Source organism: Acidovorax sp. 1608163, from assembly GCF_003669015.1.
Lineage (GTDB): Bacteria > Pseudomonadota > Gammaproteobacteria > Burkholderiales > Burkholderiaceae_C > Acidovorax.
This window is the reverse complement of sequence record NZ_CP033069.1, coordinates 3,578,876-3,596,922: the sequence shown is the minus strand read 5'-3', so window position 1 is coordinate 3,596,922 and position 18,047 is coordinate 3,578,876. Positions and strand designations below refer to the sequence as shown.

The window sequence follows — 18,047 nt, the reverse complement described above, 5'->3', positions numbered from 1 at the left end:
GCCTTGGGCTTTAGCGGATGCGAAGCAGGGCAATTTGCTATGAAAAGTGTAGCTGCTTGCGCTTGTTTTATAAGCGCTAGACCTGTTTTTTGCCGAAGGTACGTCGCTACCTCAGGATGTCTATGGGGCCAGCAAGCGTTGTAGCGTTGCGGTGACTTCTTGGGCTTGCTCCTGCAAAGACTGCACCAGTGGCTGGGCTTCCGGCAGCGCCGGGCGGTACAGCGGCAGCAAGGCGTTGACGCTGAACGGCACGGAGAACCCCAGCCTGCGCACCACCAGCCCTGGCCCCGCCATGGCCAGGGCCGTGAGCGGGTTGACGATGGCCAGCCCCAGGCCTTGCTGCACCATCGCGCACACGGCCACGGCGCTGTGGGTTTGCAGGTGCAACTGGCGCGCCACGCCCGCTTGGGCAAAGCGTTCGTCGATCTGGCGGCGGTAAGGGTCGTCGGCAGACAGGCTCACAAACGGCTGGCCTGCAAAGTCCTGCAAACGCAGAACGGCTTGGTTCGCCAGTGCGTGCCCGGCGGGCAGCACGGCCACTTCGTCCAGCGTCAGTAACGGCACGGCTTGCACGCCGGGGGGCGTGGCGGCTTGCTCGCTCAGGCCCAGGTCAAAGCGCTGGGCGCTCATCCATTCCTCCAGCAGCGGCGATTCTTGCGGCGTGATGGACACGCGCAGGTGGGGCTGCGTTTGCAGCAGCCGGGCGATGGCACCGGGCAGCAGGGCGTGGGCGAGGGCGGGCAGGCACAGCACCGAGAGTTGGGCCTCGTGCGATTGGCCCAGGGCCACGGCCCGCTCCACCACGCGCTCCAGCCCCTGCCACGATCGCTGCACCTCATCCCACAGGGCCAGCGCACGGGCGTTGGGGCGCAGCCGGCCCTGCTGCCGCTCAAACAGCGGGTAGCCCAGCAACTGCTCCAGCCGGGCCAGCTCGCGGCTGACGGTGGGCTGCGAGCTGGCCAGCAGGGCGGCGGCATGGGTCACGCTGCTGGCCGTCATCACGGCGCGAAAGACTTCGATGTGCCGGTGGGTGATGAGGGCGCTGCGGGCGGGGCTGGTGTTTGAAGCAGGGTGGGTGGGCATGTTCAAAGCATATCTAAAATGAATTGACTATGGAAAAATTGCCATTGGACTGGATGGATGGGCCGCGGCATGATGCGCAGGCTGCTCACCTTATGGCGGGCCATGGTGTCTTTTGTTGTTCGTTTTCCTTGCCGTGGATCGGCATTCCTGGAGCCCTGCATGTCCAACCCCTTTACCCCCGCCCAGTTGTGGTCCTTGGCCGACGCGTTTGGCACCCCGCTGTGGGTGTACGACGCGGCCACCATCCGCCAGCGCATTGCGCAGGTGTCCAACTTCGATACGGTGCGCTTTGCACAAAAGGCCTGCTCCAACATCCACATCCTCAAGCTCATGCGCGAGCAGGGCGTGAAGGTGGACGCCGTCTCGCGCGGTGAAATCTTGCGGGCGCTGGCGGCGGGCTTCAAAGCGGGTGGTGAGCCGTCTGAAATTGTGTTCACCGCCGACCTGTTCGACGCGGCCACGCTCGATTGCGTGGTGGAGCATGGTGTGCCCGTCAATGCAGGCTCCATCGACATGCTGCGCCAGCTGGGCTCCCGCTCCAAGGGCCACGCCGTGTGGCTGCGCATCAACCCCGGCTTTGGCCATGGCCACAGCAACAAGACCAACACGGGCGGCGAGCACAGCAAGCACGGCATCTGGCACACCGACTTGCCGCTGGCGCTGCAGACGATCCGCGAGCAGGGGCTGACGCTGGCGGGCCTGCACATGCACATTGGCTCGGGCGTGGACTACGGCCACCTGGCCGAAGTGTGCGGTGCCATGGTGGAGCTGGTGCGCACGGCACATGCGGCGGGGCATGACCTGCATGCCATCTCGGCCGGTGGCGGCCTGTCCATCCCCTACCGCGCGGGCGAGCCGGTCATCGACACCCAGCACTACTACGGCCTGTGGAACACCGCACGCCAGCAGGCCGAGGCCATCGTGGGCCACAAGCTCGGGCTGGAGATTGAGCCCGGCCGCTTCCTGGTGGCCGAATCGGGTGTGCTGCTGGGCGAGGTACGCGCCACCAAGAATGCGGGCAACAACCACTTTGTGCTGGTCGATACCGGCTTCAACGAGTTGATGCGCCCCTCGATGTACGGCAGCTTCCACGCCATGAGCGTGCTGCGCCGCGATGGCAGCCAGGGCGCCAGCCAGCCCACCGTGGTGGCTGGTCCGCTGTGCGAGTCGGGCGATGTGTTCACCCAGGGCGACGGTGGCGTGGTGCTGCCGCGCGACCTGCCCGCCGCGCAGGTGGGCGACCTGGTGGTGTTGCACGACACGGGGGCTTATGGCGCCTCCATGTCCTCCAACTACAACACCCGTCCGCTGATTGCCGAAGTGCTGGTGGACGGCGCTGAGCACCGCCTGATCCGCCGCCGCCAGACGGTGGACGAGTTGCTGGCGCTGGAGTTGGGGCTGTAACACCTCGGCGAAAAAGAAAGGGGGCCTTGGCGGCCCCCTTTTGTTTTCGTGATTAAGCGGCGGTTCTTTTAGACCTGCTCTGAGGCCGGGCCGCGCCCCATCAGCCTTGCCACGGCCTGGGCTGGGGTCATGCCCCCGTCCAGCAGCGCCACCACGGCCTGCGTGATGGGCATGTCCACGCCCAAGCCCGCTGCGCGCTGCGCCACAGTGCGGGCGCAGTAAACGCCCTCGGCCACATGGCCCAGGGATTCGACGGCTTGCTGCAGCGTTTTGCCCTCGGCCAGCAGCAGGCCCACCCGCCGGTTGCGCGAAAGGTCGCCAGTGGCTGTCAGCACCAGGTCGCCCATGCCCGACAGGCCCATGAAGGTCTCTGCCCGCGCACCCAGCGCCACGCCCAGCCGGGTCATCTCGGCCAGGCCCCGGGTGATGAGTGCGGCGCGGGCGTTCAGGCCCAGCTGCAGCCCATCGCACAGGCCGGTGGCAATGGCCAGCACGTTTTTTACCGCGCCGCCCACCTCCACGCCCACGATGTCTTCGTTGGCATACACCCGCACACTGGGGCTGTGGAAGGCGGCCACCAGGGTGTCGCGCACGGCCGCGTGTTCGCTGGCTGCGACCAGCGCTGTGGGCTGGTTGCGGGCCACTTCCAGCGCAAAGCTGGGGCCGCTGAGCACACCCGCGCGCAGCGCGGGCGCCACCTGGGCGCACACCTCGTGCGCCAGCAAGCCTGCGGCAGAGTGCGCGCCGTGAGCCGCCTCAAACCCTTTGCACAGCCATGCCACAGGGGCGGCGCTGCCCTGCAATTGCGTGAGCATGCCGCGCAGGGCGGCCATGGGGGTGGCCACGATGATGAGGTCTGCCTGCGCGCAAGCGGCCAGTGCGTCGCCACTGGCCAGTTGCAAAGAGGGGGGCAGTGCAATGCCGGGCAGGTAGTGGCGGTTTTCATGCAGTGCCTGCATGCTGCTGGCCTGTGGTGTGCTGCGGGCCCACAGCGTGACCTGATGGCCCGCAGGGTGCTGCGCAGCGCTCAGTGCCACGGCAGTGCCCCAGGCGCCTGCGCCGAGTACTACGATTTTCATAGCTGCTTACGCCCTTGTATCAAGCAAAAGGGGCCCGAAGGCCCCTTGTTGGTCTGCAAATCCAATCTGCAAAACGAATCGCAAATGGGTGCCAATGCAGCGATGCCGGTGGCTTACTGGGCCACGGCGGTGTCGGCCGCTGCGGCTTGCTGTTGCTGCTCGTACATGGCTTGGAAGTTGATTTCGGCCAAGTGAACGGGCGGGAAGCCAGCGCGGTTGATCAGGTCGGCCACGTTGCCGCGCAGGTAGGGGTACACGATCTGGGGGCAAGCGATGCCCATGATGGCGCCCATTTGGTCTTCAGGGATGTTGCGCACTTCAAAGATGCCTGCTTGCTTGGCTTCGACCAGGAACACGGTCTTTTCCTTGATCTTGGTCTGCACGGTGGCCGTGACGCAGATTTCGTAGATGCCATCGGCGACGGGGGCGGCTTCCACGCCCAGTTGGATGTCCACGCTGGGTTGCTCTTGTTCGAGCAGGATGGCGGGGAGTTGGGCTGCTCGAGCGACAGGTCCTTCAGGTAAACGCGCTGGATCTGGAAAACGGGGGTGTCTTGATCGGCCATGGTCAAAGTCTCTCTACTTACGATTTACGTTTGCTCAAACTGAAGTTGCTTGCAAAACAAAACCCGCCGGGGATCAGCTCCCGCAGCGGGCACATGGGGCTGCATTATGCAGCGCCCGTAGGTGGGATTGCCAGAATCAGGCAGCGCCCAGCAGCGGCATCAAGCCCCCACGTCCATCCAGTGCCACCAGATCGTCGTGGCCGCCCACATGGGTGGTGCCAATGAAGATTTGCGGCACGGTGCGCCGGCCGGTGATCTCCATCATGTGGTTGCGGGCTTCGGGGTCCATGTCGATGCGGATTTCCTCAATCTGCTCCACGCCTTTGGATTTGAGAATCTGCTTGGCGCGAATGCAGTAAGGGCAGACGGCGGTGGTGTACATCTTGACGGGTTGCATGGTGCTCTCCTGCAGTAAAGGGGCGTTCAGGCTTTTTCGACGGGCATGCTGGCATCGCGCCAGGCTTTGAGGCCGCCGGCCAGGGCTTCGGCTTTTTCGTAGCCCAGTTTTTTGGCCACAGCCGCCGCGCGGTTGGCACGGGCGCCAGAGGCACACACCAGCACCACGGGCAGGCTTTTGTTCTTGACGAGGCTGGGCAGGCGCTCTTCGAGTTGGCCCAGGGGCACGTTTTTAGCGCCACCCACGTGGCCTGCGGCAAATTCCTCGGCTTCGCATACGTCGATGACGACGGCTTTTTCCCGGTTGATGAGTTGCACGGCCTGGGCCGGGGAAAGCGAGCCAGCGCTAGCGCTGCGCAGTGTGGGCCACAGCAGCATGCTGCCCGATGCGAGGGCTACGACGAGCAAATACCAGTTGTCGATGAAGAATTTCACGAAGATTCCTTGGGTTGGCAAACAGAGCAATTTTAGAATGTAAGGTTTTGACCCGCTCTTTCTAGGGAAACCATGCACAAACTCGTTCTGATCCGCCACGGCGAATCCACCTGGAACCTTGAAAACCGCTTCACCGGCTGGACCGACGTGGACCTCACCCCCACGGGCGTGGACCAGGCCAAGAACGCCGGCCGCCTGCTCAAGGCCGAGGGTTACGAGTTTGATGTGGCCTACACCAGCGTGCTCAAGCGCGCCACGCGCACCCTGTGGCATGCCCTGGACGAGATGGACCGCACTTGGTTGCCCGTGGTGCACAGCTGGCGCCTGAACGAGCGCCACTACGGCGCGCTGCAGGGCCTGAACAAGGGCGACATGGCCAAGCAATATGGCGATGAGCAGGTGCTGGTGTGGCGCCGCAGCTACGACACCCCCCCGCCAGCGCTGGAAGCCACCGACCCCCGCAGCGAGCGCAGCGACATCCGCTACAGCCAGCTCAGCCCCGAGCAAATCCCGCTGACCGAGTGCCTCAAGGACACCGTGGCCCGCGTGCTGCCGTTCTGGAACGACACCATGGCCCCGGCCATTCGCTCGGGCCAGCGCGTGGTGGTGGCTGCGCACGGCAATTCCATCCGCGCCCTGGTCAAGTACCTGGACAACATCTCCGACGGCGACATCGTGGGCCTGAACATTCCCAACGGGATTCCGCTGGTTTACGAGCTGGACGAGAACCTCAAGCCCATCCGCCACTACTATCTGGGCGATGCAGAAGCTGCGGCCAAGGCCGCTGCAGCCGTGGCTTCGCAAGGCAAAGCGTAAAGACGCTGTAAATCTGCGGGAAAATCCCTCCAGATCCTGCCAAAGTGAGCGCCCGCGCGGAACTGCGACGGGCGCGGCCCTTCCAAGGTGTATATTGAAGCGGTAAAAGGTGTTGTATGGGCCAGAAACTCAAAATTGCAGGATGGGTGTCGGTAGGTGTGGTGGCCGGTGCGCTGACCACCGTGTCATTGCAGACCGTGGCACGCGGTGCCATGGTGCCGCTTCCGCTGGAAGAAATGCAGCAGCTGTCTGCCGTGTTTGGCCTTGTCAGGACCGACTATGTCGAGCCTGTGGATGACAAGAAGCTCATGACCGATGCCATCTCGGGCATGGTCTCTAGCCTGGACCCGCACTCGCAGTATTTCGACAAGAAGTCGTTCAAGGAATTCCGCGAAGGCACCACGGGCCGCTTTGTGGGCGTGGGCATCGAGATCACGCAGGAAGAGGGCCTCATCAAGGTGGTGTCCCCCATCGAGGGCTCACCTGCCTTCCGCGCTGGGCTCAAGACCAACGACCTGATCACCAAGATCGACGACACCGCCGTCAAGGGCCTGTCGCTCAGCGATTCGGTCAAGCGCATGCGTGGCGAGCCCAACACCAAGGTCACGCTCACCATCTTCCGCAAGGACGAAAACCGCTCCTTCCCGGTGACCATCATCCGTGAAGAAATCAAGACCCAGTCCGTCAAAGGCAAGGTGATGGAGCCAGGTTACGCCTGGATCCGCTTGTCTCAGTTCCAGGAACGTACGGTGGACGATTTTGTGCGCAAGGTCGAAGACGTCTACAAGCAAGACCCTAACCTGAAGGGCCTGGTGCTGGACTTGCGCAACGACCCCGGTGGTTTGCTGGATGCGGCGGTGGCGATCTCGGCAGCTTTCTTGCCTGAGAACGTGACCGTGGTCAGCACCAACGGCCAGTTGGCTGAGAGCAAAGCGACTTACAAGGCGTCGCCCGAGTTTTACCAGCGCCGCAGCGGCAGCGACCCTCTGCGCCGCCTGCCCGCAGGCATCAAGACGGTGCCCCTGGTGGTGCTGGTCAACGAAGGCTCCGCCTCTGCCAGCGAAATCGTGGCCGGTGCGTTGCAAGACCACAAGCGCGCCACCATCATGGGCAGCCAGACCTTCGGTAAGGGCTCGGTGCAAACGGTGCGGCCTTTGGGGCCGGACACGGGCATCAAGCTCACCACCGCCCGCTACTACACCCCCAGCGGCAAGTCCATCCAGGCCAAGGGCATCGTGCCTGACGTCATGATCGACGAGTCGGAAGAGGGCAATGTGTTTGCCGCCCTGCGCATGCGTGAAGCCGACCTGGACAAGCACCTGGGCAGCGGTCAAGGCGAAGAGCAAAAGGATGAGGCCCGCGAAAAGGCCCGTGAGGAAGCGCGCAAGCGTCTGGAAGAAGAAGCCAAAAAGCCAGCGGCGGAGCGCAAGCTGCCCGAGTTTGGTACCGACAAGGACTTCCAGCTCACCCAGGCGCTCAACAAGCTCAAGGGCCGCGAAGTGCTGGTGAGCAAGACGCTGACCGAGCGCAAGGAAGAAAAGAAGGAAAACTAAGCCCCGCTTGGTTTTCTGTGAACAAGGCCGGGCTCCCGCAAGGAGCCCGGCCTTTTTAACGTGGTGGATGACAAACAATGACCGATGAACAGCTGCTGCGCTACTCGCGCCACATCCTGCTCGATGAGGTAGGGATTGAAGGACAGGAGCGGGTGCTGGCCGCGCATGCATTGGTCATTGGTGCCGGTGGGTTGGGCTCGCCAGCTGCCTTGTACCTGGGCTCTGCCGGGGTGGGGCGCCTCACGTTGGTAGACCACGATGTGGTCGACCTGACCAATCTGCAGCGCCAGGTGGCCCACACCACCGACCGGGTGGGGCAGCCCAAGGTAGCGTCGGCTGCGCAGGCGGTGCACGCCATCAACCCCGATGTGCACATCACGACCTTGCAGCAGAAGGCCGATGAAGCGCTGCTCGACACCTGGGTGCCCCAGGCCAGCGTGGTGCTGGACTGCAGCGACAACTACACCACACGCCATGCCGTCAATGCAGCCTGCATTCGCCATGGTGTGCCTTTGGTGGCGGGGGCGGTGATCCGGTTTGATGGCCAGATCATGGTGTTCGACCCACGCGATGCGGCGTCGCCCTGCTACGCGTGCATGTTTGCGCCGGATGCAGAGTTTGAAGAGGTGCAATGCTCAACCATGGGCGTCTTTGCGCCGCTGGTGGGGTGATAGGCGCCATGCAGGCGGCAGAGGCGCTCAAGCTGGTGTCAGGGGCTGCGCCAGCGATGACGGGGCGGCTCTTGATGCTGGACGGACGCAGCATGGAGTGGAGCACGATGAACGTGCCGCGCGACAGCGGCTGCAAGGTTTGCGGCCATCGCGGCCTGTAACGACAGGCCTGCCGATTGGGCAGGGAGTAGGAATATTCCTACGGTCTGCGCCAGTGCTGGCTGGCAAAATTGTAAAAAAGATGCACGTACAGTAAGGGCTCGGCCGCACCTCGTTTGTGGGAGGCCAGAGCATTGGGCCAGCCTGTGAAACTCCGTACCTACATTGTTGAAGACAACGCCACCATCCGCGAAAATCTCATTGGCACTCTGGAAGAGCTTGCGTCGATAGAGCCTGTAGGTTTCGCCGAAACCGAGGACGAAGGCAAGACCTGGCTCACAGAGCGCGCAGCCCAGTGGGACTTGGCGATTGTGGATCTCTTCTTGCGCCAAGGCAGCGGCCTGGGGGTGCTGGAGGCTTGCCGTGCACGCAACCCCGATCAAAAAATGGTGGTGCTGAGCAACTACGCCACCCCTGACATCCGCATGCGCTGCGCCCAACTGGGCGTGGATGCGGTGTTTGACAAGTCCAACGAAATCGATGCGCTGGTGGATTACTGCATGGAACGCAGCCGCCCCTGAGGTGCGCTTTGCAGTGATCTTGCGGTGGTGCTGACTGTGTTTGCGCACTGTCGCCCAAGCGGTTTGGCCCATCGTTGGGAGTCGCTCTCCTCACGCGCAGGAGACCCTTGTACGGCGGCTTGCGTACCTGTGGCAAGGCCTAGGGCGCGGCGCAACCCTGGCCCATCGGGCAGGCAAAGCCTGCCCTCCCTGTCAATCAATCAGCTGGTTTTTGAGCGCGTAGTACGTCAGGTCGCTGTTGGACGAGAGTGCCATTTTTTCCATCAGCCGCGTGCGGTAGGTGCTGACGGTTTTGACGCTCAGCGACAAGTCTTTGGCAATGTCTCCGGCGGTTTCGCCTTTGGCCAGTTTCAAGAAGACCTGGAACTCGCGTTCGGACAGTTGTTCATGCGGCGGGGCATCGTCCTTGCGGTTGAGCTGCTGCGCAAGCAGGTCTGCTACGGTGGGGTGAGGTAGCGTTTGCCCAGCGAGATGACGCGAATCGCCTCCACGATCTCGGAAGGTTCGCACTCCTTGTTCAGATAGCCGCTGGCACCCTGGCGGATGAGGTTGATGGCGTAGTGTTCTTCAGGGTAGCCGCTCAGGATGAGGATGCCCATGTCTGGCGCTTTGGCACGCAGCATGGCCAGTGCATCCAGGCCGCTTTGGCCAGGCATCGACAGGTCCATCAGCAGCACGTCGATTTCATGGTTGCGCACCAGGTCGATGGCCTCACGGCCGTTAGACGCTTCGCCTTCCACCCGCAGATCAACATGCTCCGACAGGAACTGGCGCAAGCCGGTGCGAACAATTGCGTGGTCATCCACAATGCCAATTTTGATCATTGAACGTTCTTTCAAAAGGGCGGACAAGCCGCCTGCGGTGAGATGTTGAAACCCTGCGGTGGGTGCTGCTGGGCAGATAGCGCGCAGCACGCAGACCGTGAAACTTTATCCTGATTCCAATCTATGACACTGCAAGCAACCTTTCGGCGCTGGCTTCCCAAGGTGCGGCGCATGGCGCTGAGCCTGCCCATGGCCCTGCTCGCCGCCGCAGTATTGGTGGGTATCAACGAAACGGGGCACATGCGCTCGCAGGATGCCGTGCGCCAGATGAGCCAGTGGCAGGTAACGCGCGGTGCAGTCAACAGTTTGCTGCAAAGCATGCTGGACGCGGAAACGGGCCAGCGGGGTTATCTGCTCACGGGCAACGACACCTACCTGGAGCCCTACGACAAGGCCATGACGGCGGTGCAAAGCCATCTGGATACGCTGCGCAACCAGTTTGTGGATTCGAAAGAAGATTTGCAAGAGGTGGCCCACCTGTCGCGCCAGGTGTCGCGCAAGTTGGCCGAGATGGAGCTGAGCCTGCGGCTGCGCAGGCAAGGCAATGAAGATGCCTGGAAGTTCGTCTTGCACACCGACATGGGGCGCGAGAACATGGACGAAATCCGAAAGCACGCGCATGCGCTGATTGAGCGCAGCTCGGCCAAGGTCCAGCTGGGGCAGGAGCAGGTTCTGCAATCGCTGATGCTCTCGCGCATTGGCATTGCGACGGTGACGGCAATTGGCCTGCTGGCGTTTTTCATGTACCTGCGCCAAGCCCATGCGCTGCTGTTGGTCAACCAGCGCGAGCAGGCGTTGCTGGAGCATGAGCGCGACCGGCTGGAGGGCCTGGTGCGCGAGCGCACGGCCACATTGTCAGAACTGGCCAACCACCTGCAGCAAGTGCGCGAAGACGAGCGCGGCCACCTGGCCCGCGAGCTGCATGATGAACTGGGTGCATTGCTCACGGCCGCCAAGCTTGATGTAGCGCGATTGAAGTCCAAGATCGACGCCACCGTGCCGGATGTGGCAGAGCGCTTGAAGCATCTGACCGAAACGCTCAACAGCGGCATCGCCCTCAAGCGCCGCATCATTGAAGACCTGCGCCCGTCGTCCCTGTCGCACTTGGGGCTGACGGCCGCGCTGGAAATTTTGACCCGCGAGTACGCACAGCGCGCTGGCATCGAGGTGGAAACCAACCTCGAGCAGGTGGAGCTGCCTGGGGGCGCGCAGTTGACTGTTTACCGCATGGTGCAAGAAGCGCTGACCAACATTGGCAAATACGCCCAGGCCAGCAAAGTGCTGGTGTCAGTGCACGCCCACCCCAAACACGTGGCGGTGCAGGTGCATGACAACGGCACGGGTTTTGACCCTGCCAGCGTGCGCGTCTCTTCGCACGGCCTTGCGGGCATGCGCCACCGCGTGGAAGCAGCGGGTGGCCGCTTGAGCGTGCATTCCAGCCCCGGTAACGGCACGCTGTTGTCGGCCGTGCTGCCGCTGCAGCGCTGAACTGCTGCGCTCTTTCCGACCCGAGGCAGGTTGGGCAGAGTCTGCTTGCGCGCCCAGTGCACCTTTGAACAGGTTCTTGGTGCCCTGGCGAGGGTGATGGCGGCAGTGCGTCTTCCTTGGCGCTATGGAGCGCGCGCTGGGGCCGTGCCCCCTGTCCATCCCACACCCCAACATAGCCCCTACTGACGCTCCCAAGCAGCGCCACCCTCTGCGTCCGCCGGCATGCCTGCTACGGCGTGCGTCTTTCTCGGTGCGATTTCTCCATCCCATTTCGCTCTGTGCGGGTCTTGGGCAGGCCCCGTCCTACAAGGCAGCCGTCTGCGTGCTGACAAGCGCCTGCGCTGGCTACCGGCATCGGCCGCTGGCTGCGCGACCTACAGTGGACTCCAGTGTGTTGTTTCACAACTCCATGCACACCAAACCGGGCTTGCAGACATGCGCAATGTGCTGGTGGGACGTGTGCAATGACTTGCGGACCTTCATGCCAGGCGCTGCGTCGGAGGCGCTTTTTTAGTCAGGTTCCTAACCCGCCAGCAACGCTCTGGCACTTTTTGGGAGATGGTGATGTTGCATTACGCAGTTGTTTTTCTGGTGATCGCGCTGGTGGCCGCAATTTTTGGCTTTGGCGGCATTGCCGCGGGTGCCGTGGGCATCGCAAAGATTTTGTTCTTTGTGTTTGTGATCATGGCCGTGGTGACGTTCGTGTTCGGCCTGCTCAAGCGGGGCTGATTCGGGATACAGCGCTCAGGCGCACAGATGCCCCCATTCCTCATTGCCCCTGGCGGGGCTCGCATTTCACTTTCACTCTTCAGGAGTTTTCGATGAGCTTTCAAACCACTACCGACAAAATGAACCATGCCGCTCGCAACCTGGCCGACGATGTCCTGCAAAGCGCTGAAGAAGCCGTGAAGGCCACTCGCACCTTGGCCGATGGGTCTTTGGATGCGGCACAAGACCGGGTGCGCCAGTTGCGCGAGGAAGCCAGTCCCGCGATCCAGGACTTGGCCTCGCGCGCTCAAGACATTGCTGTGCGCAGCATTGACTATTGCGCCCACACCAGCGACCGCGCACGACGCCAACTGCGCCACGCCTCTGAAGCCACTTCGCGTTATGTGTCGCAGCAGCCCGGCAAGTCGGTGGCCATCGCAGTGGCGTCTGGTGCTGCGTTGGGGGCTCTGGCCCTGTGGCTATCGCGCCGCAACAGCGCGCATTGAATCGATTTTCTCTGCGGGCGCAGGGGCGGGTGCCATGCCTGGCACGCACCTTTGCGCCAGCCTCAATCCCTTGGCCACGGAGGGTGCAACAGGCCAGTGGGTTGATTGTGTTGTCAGCACCCGCGTTCTCCAATCTCCAACGAAGGAATTCCCATGAAATACGCACGTGCCCTTGCTTTTGCTGCCGTGACCGGCATCACCGTTCTGGCCGCTACGGGTTGCTCCGTGGCCCGAGACCAGCAGACTGTGGGTGCCTACGTCGATGACGCAGGCATCACCACCTCCGTGAAGGCCAAGATGGCAGAAGACAAAACCGTTTCCGCCACCTCCATCAGCGTGGAGACCTTGAACGGCACCGTACAGCTGTCTGGCTTTGCCAAGTCGCAGGCCGAGAAGAACCAGGCCGAAAACATCGCCCGCAACACCAAGCATGTGCGCGAAGTGCGCAACAGCATCGTGGTGCGCCCTTGATGTTGTAATGCCTTGACGGATCGAGGGGCTGCGAAGGCCCCTGGACCCAACAGCGACAGGGCGCAGGTGCCCACGCAGTCCCCGTCGCTCATCGCAAGCCCACCCGTTGCCATGCAGCGGGTGGGTTTGTTTTTTTCCAGAGTCTTGCCGCATGGGCCCATGCTTGCTGCATGGGGCGTGTGCGGACGAACCTGCTCAAGGGGTAAGCTTCGGCACCATGCGCGTATTCAATTGCGACCACTGCGGTCACCTGGTTTTTTTTGACAGCGTGCAATGCCTGCACTGCGGCAGCACGTTGGCATTTGTGCCCGACCAGCTCAGCATGGCGGCGCTGACCCCTGCACCCCAGGATGGCCCTGACCTGTGGCGGCGTATGGGCGAGCGCGGCGGCTCGGCCCACAGCGGCAAGCTCTACCGCATGTGCCACAACCGCACGGCCCACGGTGCCTGCAACTTTGCGGTGCCTGCCAACGACTATTCGCCGCTGTGCGTCTCGTGCCGGCAGACACGCGTGCTGCCAGACCTTTCAGAGCCCGCCAACCTGGGGCGCTGGCAACAGGTCGAGGCCGCCAAAAGGCAGCTTTTTTACACCCTGGCGCGCCTGGGGCTGGAGCCCGTGCCGGGCCGATCGGGCCCCGTGTTTGAGTTTCTGGCCGACTGGCCTGGCGGCCCAGAGGTGCTGACGGGCCACCTGGGCGGCACCATCACCCTGAATGTGGCCGAGGCCGATGACGACGAGCGCGCCCGCCGGCGCATTGCATTGGGCGAGCCCTACCGCACGCTGATTGGCCATTTGCGGCACGAGTCCGGGCATTTTTACTGGGACCAACTGGTGCGCGATGGCGGCAGGCTCGATGCCTTTCGCAGCGTGTTTGGCGACGAGCGGCAAGACTATGCCCAGGCCCTGAGCGCGCACTACGCCAAGGGCAACGACCTGGGTGACTGGGCGCAGCGCCATGTGAGCGCTTATGCGTCAGCGCACCCCTGGGAAGACTGGGCCGAAACCTGGGCGCACTACCTGCACCTGGTGGACTTGCTGGAAACCGCAGCCAGCTACCAAACTACGGTGATGGTGCCCGAGCCGCATGCTTCTTGGCTGCACAGCATGCAAGACCCCTTTGGCACCCCGCCGCCGGGGTTTGACGACATGGTGCGCCAATGGGTGCCGCTCACCCTGCTGCTCAACAGCCTGAACCGCAGCCTGGGGCAAAGCGATGCCTACCCGTTTGCCTTGTCGGCCGGGGCCATGGGCAAGCTCCGGTTTGTGCACGAGCTGGTGCAGTCTGTGCGGCTGGCGGACGACGCCCGTCGCAGCGACATGCAGTGAGTTTGCTATAAAAAATATAGCTGCTAGCGCTTATTTATCAAGCGCTAGAGGCCAATTTTTTTATGAATTAGATGGTCGTGCATGACTTCAGACAGCCTGGACCAGTCCCCAATGGTTGTCTAGCCTGGCTTGGTGCAACGCGCCCGGGTGGGTGAGTGCCTGCGTGCTGACGGGGGCTCCAGGCACCCGCTGGAGCAACAGGCTCTGGCCCAGGCCACCGGCCCACAGCCGGGCCCCGTCGGATGCCAGCGCGCACACTTCTGCCAGCGCAATCTGCCCGGTGCGCAGCCCTTGGGCATTGAACAGCACTGCGCAGCCTGCCTTGGGGCAGCTCACGGCCCAGCCCTCGGGCGTGGCCACAATGCTGCCGCCATAGCCCTGCAAGTTGGTCGGCGCTTGCACAGGGGGCACGGGGGCCTCCGCCAGCGCACTGGCTCCAGTCTGCGCTGAATGGCCCACCTGGGGCTCTGCGTGCAACGCCTGCCCATCAAAGCGGGCGTGCACGGGGGCGGCGTGGCGCAGGGCCGGGTCATCGTGCTCAGCCTGCAGCGCAATGCCCAGCACCGTGCCCGCCGGGTTCCAGGCCAGGTGGCGCAGGCTCAGGCGCGGGTCGTCCAGCCGCCACTGGCCCAGCAACTCGCCGGTGGTGCCATCCAGCCGCACCAGCGATGAGTCCATGCGGTGCATGTCGCGCTTGGCACGGCCGGTTTCGGGGGCCGTGGGCACGCCACCGTTGGCCACGATGAGGGTGGGGGCGCCGGTTTTGCTGCTGGCGCTGTGGCGGTCCCAGATCAGCTCGTGCGCATCCATGCCATGGGTAGGCCATTCGGCCACTTTCTCCAGCGTGCGCGCATCGCGCACGCCCACCAGGCTGGCGCCGGTTTCCACGTCGGTTTCTGTGGTGTAGAGCGTTTGGCCGTCTGGGCCCGCCAGCACATGGCCGTTGAAGGTGCGGTCTGGAAACGCAGCCTCGGCGGTCTGCCACCGCCACAGCGGTGCTGTGTGGCGGCCCGGGTGCCAGCGCACCATCCAGTCACCAGGGCGGCGGGCCACGGCCAGCACCGATCCATCGGGCAAGGCGACCACCCCGTGGGGGCGCGAGGGCACTTCCAACGCCGCTTGCACGCGCAGCTGCAGGCCCGCCACCGACAGCAGCCCAATGTGAAAGCTGCCCTGCGCCTCCCACGCCGCGGCCAAGGTGGCGCTGTTGGTGTGGGTGGCGTTGTTGGTGTGGGTGGCGTTGTTGGGGCGGGTGCTGGCTGCGGCAGCCTGCCCTGTGCGGGGCAGCAGCGCCCAGGTACTCAGCCCCCCCAGGCCTGCCATCAGGGCCAGGGCGGTGCGGCGCTGCAGCGCCGCTGGCGCAGTCTGGCCCGTAGCTGCTGTGGGCTCAATCCCCATCGGCATCAGAAAAACCAATGCTCACCTGCAGCGCAGGCGCCACTTCCGACTCGGCCAGGAACTTGAGCGCCGCCAGATCGCGCGCCGCCTGCTGGATGGCGGGCTTGCCTTTGACCCCGGCCTTTTGCACCTGCGCCATCGAGGCATCCACCTTCTGCGCCGCCTGGTGGAGCTTGTCGGCCAGCGGGTTCATGCCCTTGCCACGCAGATAGGTCTCCAGCGGCACCAGCGCTTCGCCGGGGGCGGGCGTGGGCGCTTGGGCGGGTTGCTGCGTCACGGTGCTCAGCCCCTTCCAGGTGGCGGCCCAGGCGGCCAGCGTGTCCTGGCTGGCGCTGCGTGGGTACTCGGGCGGCTTGCTGCCCTGGGCTGCGCGCAGGGGCTTTTCCATGTGGGCCCAGCGCAGGCGCTCAATGCCGCCCACCCACTGGTTCACGAATTCGCTCATGGCCTGGGTGGACTGCTCTTGCTGTTCCTCGGCACCCCAGTCACTGGACGCCGTGCGGGCAAAGTCGGCGGCCACAGCGGTGGCCTCGCGGGCCACGTCCAAGGCCACTTCGTGCGCGTAGCTGCAGGCGGGCGTGCCGGGCTGTGCGGGGCGCGTCCACAGCAGCCATTCCAGCGCTGGCAGGCCCTTGGCAGGGGTGCCGATGCGTTCAAAAGCCTTGGCGCCCTGGGGTTGTGCCTGGATGGCTTTTTCAACCAGTGCGGGGCGTGTGGGGGCGAAGTCGATGGCGCGCTGCGTGCGGCGCGCAATCACCGGGCCGATGGCGATGGCCGAGAGTTCTTCCCAAGCGCGGGTGGTGCTCAGCCATGCGTTGCGGGCTGATTCCAGTGCGGCCTTGGATACGTTGGTGTCCGCGTTGCCACTGCACATTGCCGCCATCGCGTTGGTCAGTGCCTGCGCGCTGCGGTCAAACGCCTGCGCCCGAGGCAGGCCCCAGTGGCCGTAAATGCCTTGCAGTGCGTGCACCGTGTCATAAAACGGCACGGCCTCGCGTTGCCAGGTGGGCGCTGCGTGGGGGGGCGTGTTTTTGACCTGTGCATGGGCAGCCAAGTGCAGGGCTGGCGCGACGGTCAGCAGCAGCGCGCACAGTGTCCATGCCTGGCTCAACGGTTTGCGCGTGCTTGCAGGTGTGCTTGTGCGGCTTTGGGGTGCATGGGTCATAGCGATTCCACAAATTTCACGAGCGCTTCGCGGTCAGCCTTCTTCATCTTGAGCACCTGGTCTTTGGCTGCCTCGGCCTCACCACCGTGCCACAGCACGGCCTCCAGCACACCCCGGGCGCGACCATCGTGCAGCAGGCGGGTGTGGCCGTTCACGTCCTTGATGAGGCCGGTGCCCCACAGCGGCGGGGTTTTCCACTGGCGGCCATTGGCGCCAAAGTCAGGGCGGCCATCGGCCAGGCGCTCGCCCATGTCGTGCAGCAGCAAGTCGGTGTAGGGCCAGATGCGCTGGCCGCTCAGTGCCTTGCTCGTCAGGTGCGGAAAGGGGCCGGTTTGCGTGACGTAGCTTGGTCGGTGGCAGGTGGCGCACTGGGCCTGCGCAAACAAGGCCTGGCCGCGCAGCACCTGGGCATCGTTGATGCTGCGGCGCGCAGGCGGCGCCAGCGTGGCCTGGTAGAAGATCACGTCGGCCAGGGTCTTGTCGTCAATCTCCACGCCCGGCTGTCCTTGCACTGCCGCGCTTTGGCCGCTGGGCGCAGCCAGGCAGTCTTTTTGCGCAGGGGTGCAGGCCTCGGCGGCAAAGTGGCGCGAGGTGATGCCCATGTCGCCCACAAACGCACCGCCCGTCTGGTGCGCAATGGTGGCCACGTTGGCCTTCCAGCCAAAGCGGCCCAGCATCATGCGGCCCGAGGGCGCATCCCACACCTGGTTGGTCGTGCCCTTGATGGGGCCTGCCGCAGCGGCTTGGTCCGCCGCATTGGCCAGGATGTCGGCCTCGGCAATGGCTTCGAGCAGGCCCACGCCGATGATCTGCGGCGCAATGCGGGGGCTCAGCATCACGTCGGGGTGCATAGGGCCGTAGCCCAGGTCGGCAAAGCCGTACGCGGGCTTTTGCAGCGCGTAGGGCGTGCCATCGGCAAACTTGCCTTTGACGGTGTCGTAGCGCAGCGTCACGCGGCCCTCGGGCTTCACGCCCTGGATGGCTGCGTTGTTGAACTGGTCGCCATAGGTGGGCTCGTGCTTGGGCCCGCCATGCGCATCGGCGCCAGGGATGGACAGGCGAATCAGCAGCGCCACCGTCGGGTCTTTGGTCTCGCCCAGGCGGTTGAAGATGGCTGGCGGCTCGCCCCGGCCGTCCTGCACATGGCAGCCGCCGCACGATCGCGCAATGAAGTGTGGCCCCAGGCCATCGCGGGCCTTGGTGGAGGCGGGGGCTTCCACCCAGTTGCGCCGAAAGAACGAGTTGCCAATGACAAAGCGCGTGCGCTCCTCATCGCTGAGGTTGGCGGCGGGGAACGAGAACGCATTGCGCCCCGTGGCAAACACCGTGGTCTCTCCGCCCGTTTTTTCACCCAAGGGGTCGGGTTGGGGCGCGGCCGTCAAAAGGCCCACGCTCAGGCAGGCTAGGGCGGCGAAACCGGTGCTGGCTGCTGCCAGGCGCGCGGCGCGCCGGCGGCGAATGGCTTGCGGACGCTGCAT

Annotated in this window: 16 protein-coding genes and 3 pseudogenes; 10 read left to right on the top strand and 9 right to left on the bottom strand. The window is 64.2% G+C overall.

From position 1 onward, the window contains the following. Positions 1-120: 120 nt before the first annotated feature. Positions 121-1,083, bottom strand: coding sequence for a LysR family transcriptional regulator (locus EAG14_RS15980; protein ID WP_121730514.1), 963 nt, complete (start codon positions 1,081-1,083; stop codon positions 121-123). A gap of 159 nt (positions 1,084-1,242) precedes the next feature. Between EAG14_RS15980 and lysA the strand changes: the two genes are divergently transcribed. Then, positions 1,243-2,487, top strand: coding sequence for a diaminopimelate decarboxylase (lysA, locus tag EAG14_RS15975; RefSeq protein ID WP_099740342.1), 1,245 nt, complete (start codon positions 1,243-1,245; stop codon positions 2,485-2,487). 68 nt (positions 2,488-2,555) lie between these two features. Here lysA and EAG14_RS15970 read toward each other — a convergent pair whose 3' ends face one another. From EAG14_RS15970 to EAG14_RS15955, 4 genes and pseudogenes are all read right to left on the bottom strand, one after another. Continuing rightward, positions 2,556-3,566: an NAD(P)H-dependent glycerol-3-phosphate dehydrogenase gene (locus tag EAG14_RS15970; protein ID WP_099740343.1), complete on the bottom strand. Its 1,011-nt coding sequence runs from the start codon at positions 3,564-3,566 to the stop codon at positions 2,556-2,558. Between the two features lie 113 nt (positions 3,567-3,679). Beyond that, positions 3,680-4,131 (bottom strand): annotated as a pseudogene (secB, locus tag EAG14_RS15965) (protein-export chaperone SecB). 136 nt (positions 4,132-4,267) lie between these two features. Next, positions 4,268-4,528 carry a glutaredoxin 3 gene (grxC, locus tag EAG14_RS15960; protein ID WP_099658253.1) on the bottom strand — a complete coding sequence of 87 codons (261 nt, stop codon included), beginning with the start codon at positions 4,526-4,528 and terminating at the stop codon, positions 4,268-4,270. Between the two features lie 26 nt (positions 4,529-4,554). Then, positions 4,555-4,962 carry a rhodanese-like domain-containing protein gene (locus EAG14_RS15955; RefSeq protein ID WP_099740344.1) on the bottom strand — a complete coding sequence of 136 codons (408 nt, stop codon included), beginning with the start codon at positions 4,960-4,962 and terminating at the stop codon, positions 4,555-4,557. A gap of 72 nt (positions 4,963-5,034) precedes the next feature. Between EAG14_RS15955 and gpmA the strand changes: the two genes are divergently transcribed. The 4 genes and pseudogenes from gpmA to EAG14_RS15935 all read left to right on the top strand — a co-directional run bounded on the left by gpmA (position 5,035) and on the right by EAG14_RS15935 (position 8,682). After that, the gene (gene gpmA, locus EAG14_RS15950; protein ID WP_121729476.1) at positions 5,035-5,778 is read left to right on the top strand and encodes a 2,3-diphosphoglycerate-dependent phosphoglycerate mutase; all 744 of its coding nucleotides are present in this window, start codon (positions 5,035-5,037) and stop codon (positions 5,776-5,778) included. 116 nt (positions 5,779-5,894) lie between these two features. Continuing rightward, a complete protein-coding gene (locus tag EAG14_RS15945) occupies positions 5,895-7,331 on the top strand; it encodes a S41 family peptidase (protein WP_121454711.1) in 1,437 nt (478 codons plus the stop codon). 77 nt (positions 7,332-7,408) lie between these two features. Beyond that, positions 7,409-8,163 (top strand): annotated as a pseudogene (locus tag EAG14_RS15940) (ThiF family adenylyltransferase). Positions 8,164-8,307: 144 nt separating this feature from the next. Next, positions 8,308-8,682, top strand: coding sequence for a response regulator (locus EAG14_RS15935; protein WP_099659054.1), 375 nt, complete (start codon positions 8,308-8,310; stop codon positions 8,680-8,682). Between the two features lie 192 nt (positions 8,683-8,874). On the opposite strand, the pseudogene EAG14_RS15930 reads toward EAG14_RS15935, so the two are convergent. Next, a pseudogene (locus EAG14_RS15930) lies at positions 8,875-9,506 on the bottom strand (response regulator). Positions 9,507-9,629: 123 nt separating this feature from the next. On the opposite strand from EAG14_RS15930, the gene EAG14_RS15925 reads away from it, so the two are divergent. The 5 genes from EAG14_RS15925 (at position 9,630) to EAG14_RS15905 (ending at position 14,006) form a co-directional block, all read left to right on the top strand. Continuing rightward, complete coding sequence (locus tag EAG14_RS15925) at positions 9,630-10,994, top strand: CHASE3 domain-containing protein (protein ID WP_121729475.1); 1,365 nt, start codon at positions 9,630-9,632, stop codon at positions 10,992-10,994. Positions 10,995-11,558: 564 nt separating this feature from the next. Beyond that, complete coding sequence (locus EAG14_RS15920) at positions 11,559-11,723, top strand: DUF1328 domain-containing protein (protein ID WP_121456255.1); 165 nt, start codon at positions 11,559-11,561, stop codon at positions 11,721-11,723. 92 nt (positions 11,724-11,815) lie between these two features. After that, complete coding sequence (locus tag EAG14_RS15915) at positions 11,816-12,208, top strand: hypothetical protein (protein WP_121729474.1); 393 nt, start codon at positions 11,816-11,818, stop codon at positions 12,206-12,208. A 153-nt stretch (positions 12,209-12,361) separates the two neighbouring features. After that, complete coding sequence (locus EAG14_RS15910; RefSeq protein ID WP_121729473.1) at positions 12,362-12,679, top strand: BON domain-containing protein; 318 nt, start codon at positions 12,362-12,364, stop codon at positions 12,677-12,679. A 217-nt stretch (positions 12,680-12,896) separates the two neighbouring features. Further along, a complete protein-coding gene (locus tag EAG14_RS15905) occupies positions 12,897-14,006 on the top strand; it encodes a putative zinc-binding metallopeptidase (RefSeq protein ID WP_099659055.1) in 1,110 nt (369 codons plus the stop codon). A gap of 87 nt (positions 14,007-14,093) precedes the next feature. Here EAG14_RS15905 and EAG14_RS15900 read toward each other — a convergent pair whose 3' ends face one another. The 3 genes from EAG14_RS15900 to EAG14_RS15890 are packed head-to-tail and all read right to left on the bottom strand — an operon-like array spanning position 14,094 to position 18,047. Further along, positions 14,094-15,410, bottom strand: coding sequence for a DUF1513 domain-containing protein (locus tag EAG14_RS15900; protein WP_240456807.1), 1,317 nt, complete (start codon positions 15,408-15,410; stop codon positions 14,094-14,096). Next, a complete protein-coding gene (locus tag EAG14_RS15895) occupies positions 15,394-16,569 on the bottom strand; it encodes an imelysin family protein (RefSeq protein WP_121729472.1) in 1,176 nt (391 codons plus the stop codon). Before EAG14_RS15895 ends, EAG14_RS15900 begins: the two co-directional genes overlap by 17 nt. Further along, positions 16,566-18,047: a di-heme oxidoredictase family protein gene (locus EAG14_RS15890; protein ID WP_121729471.1), complete on the bottom strand. Its 1,482-nt coding sequence runs from the start codon at positions 18,045-18,047 to the stop codon at positions 16,566-16,568. The genes EAG14_RS15895 and EAG14_RS15890 overlap by 4 nt, the downstream gene beginning before the upstream one ends.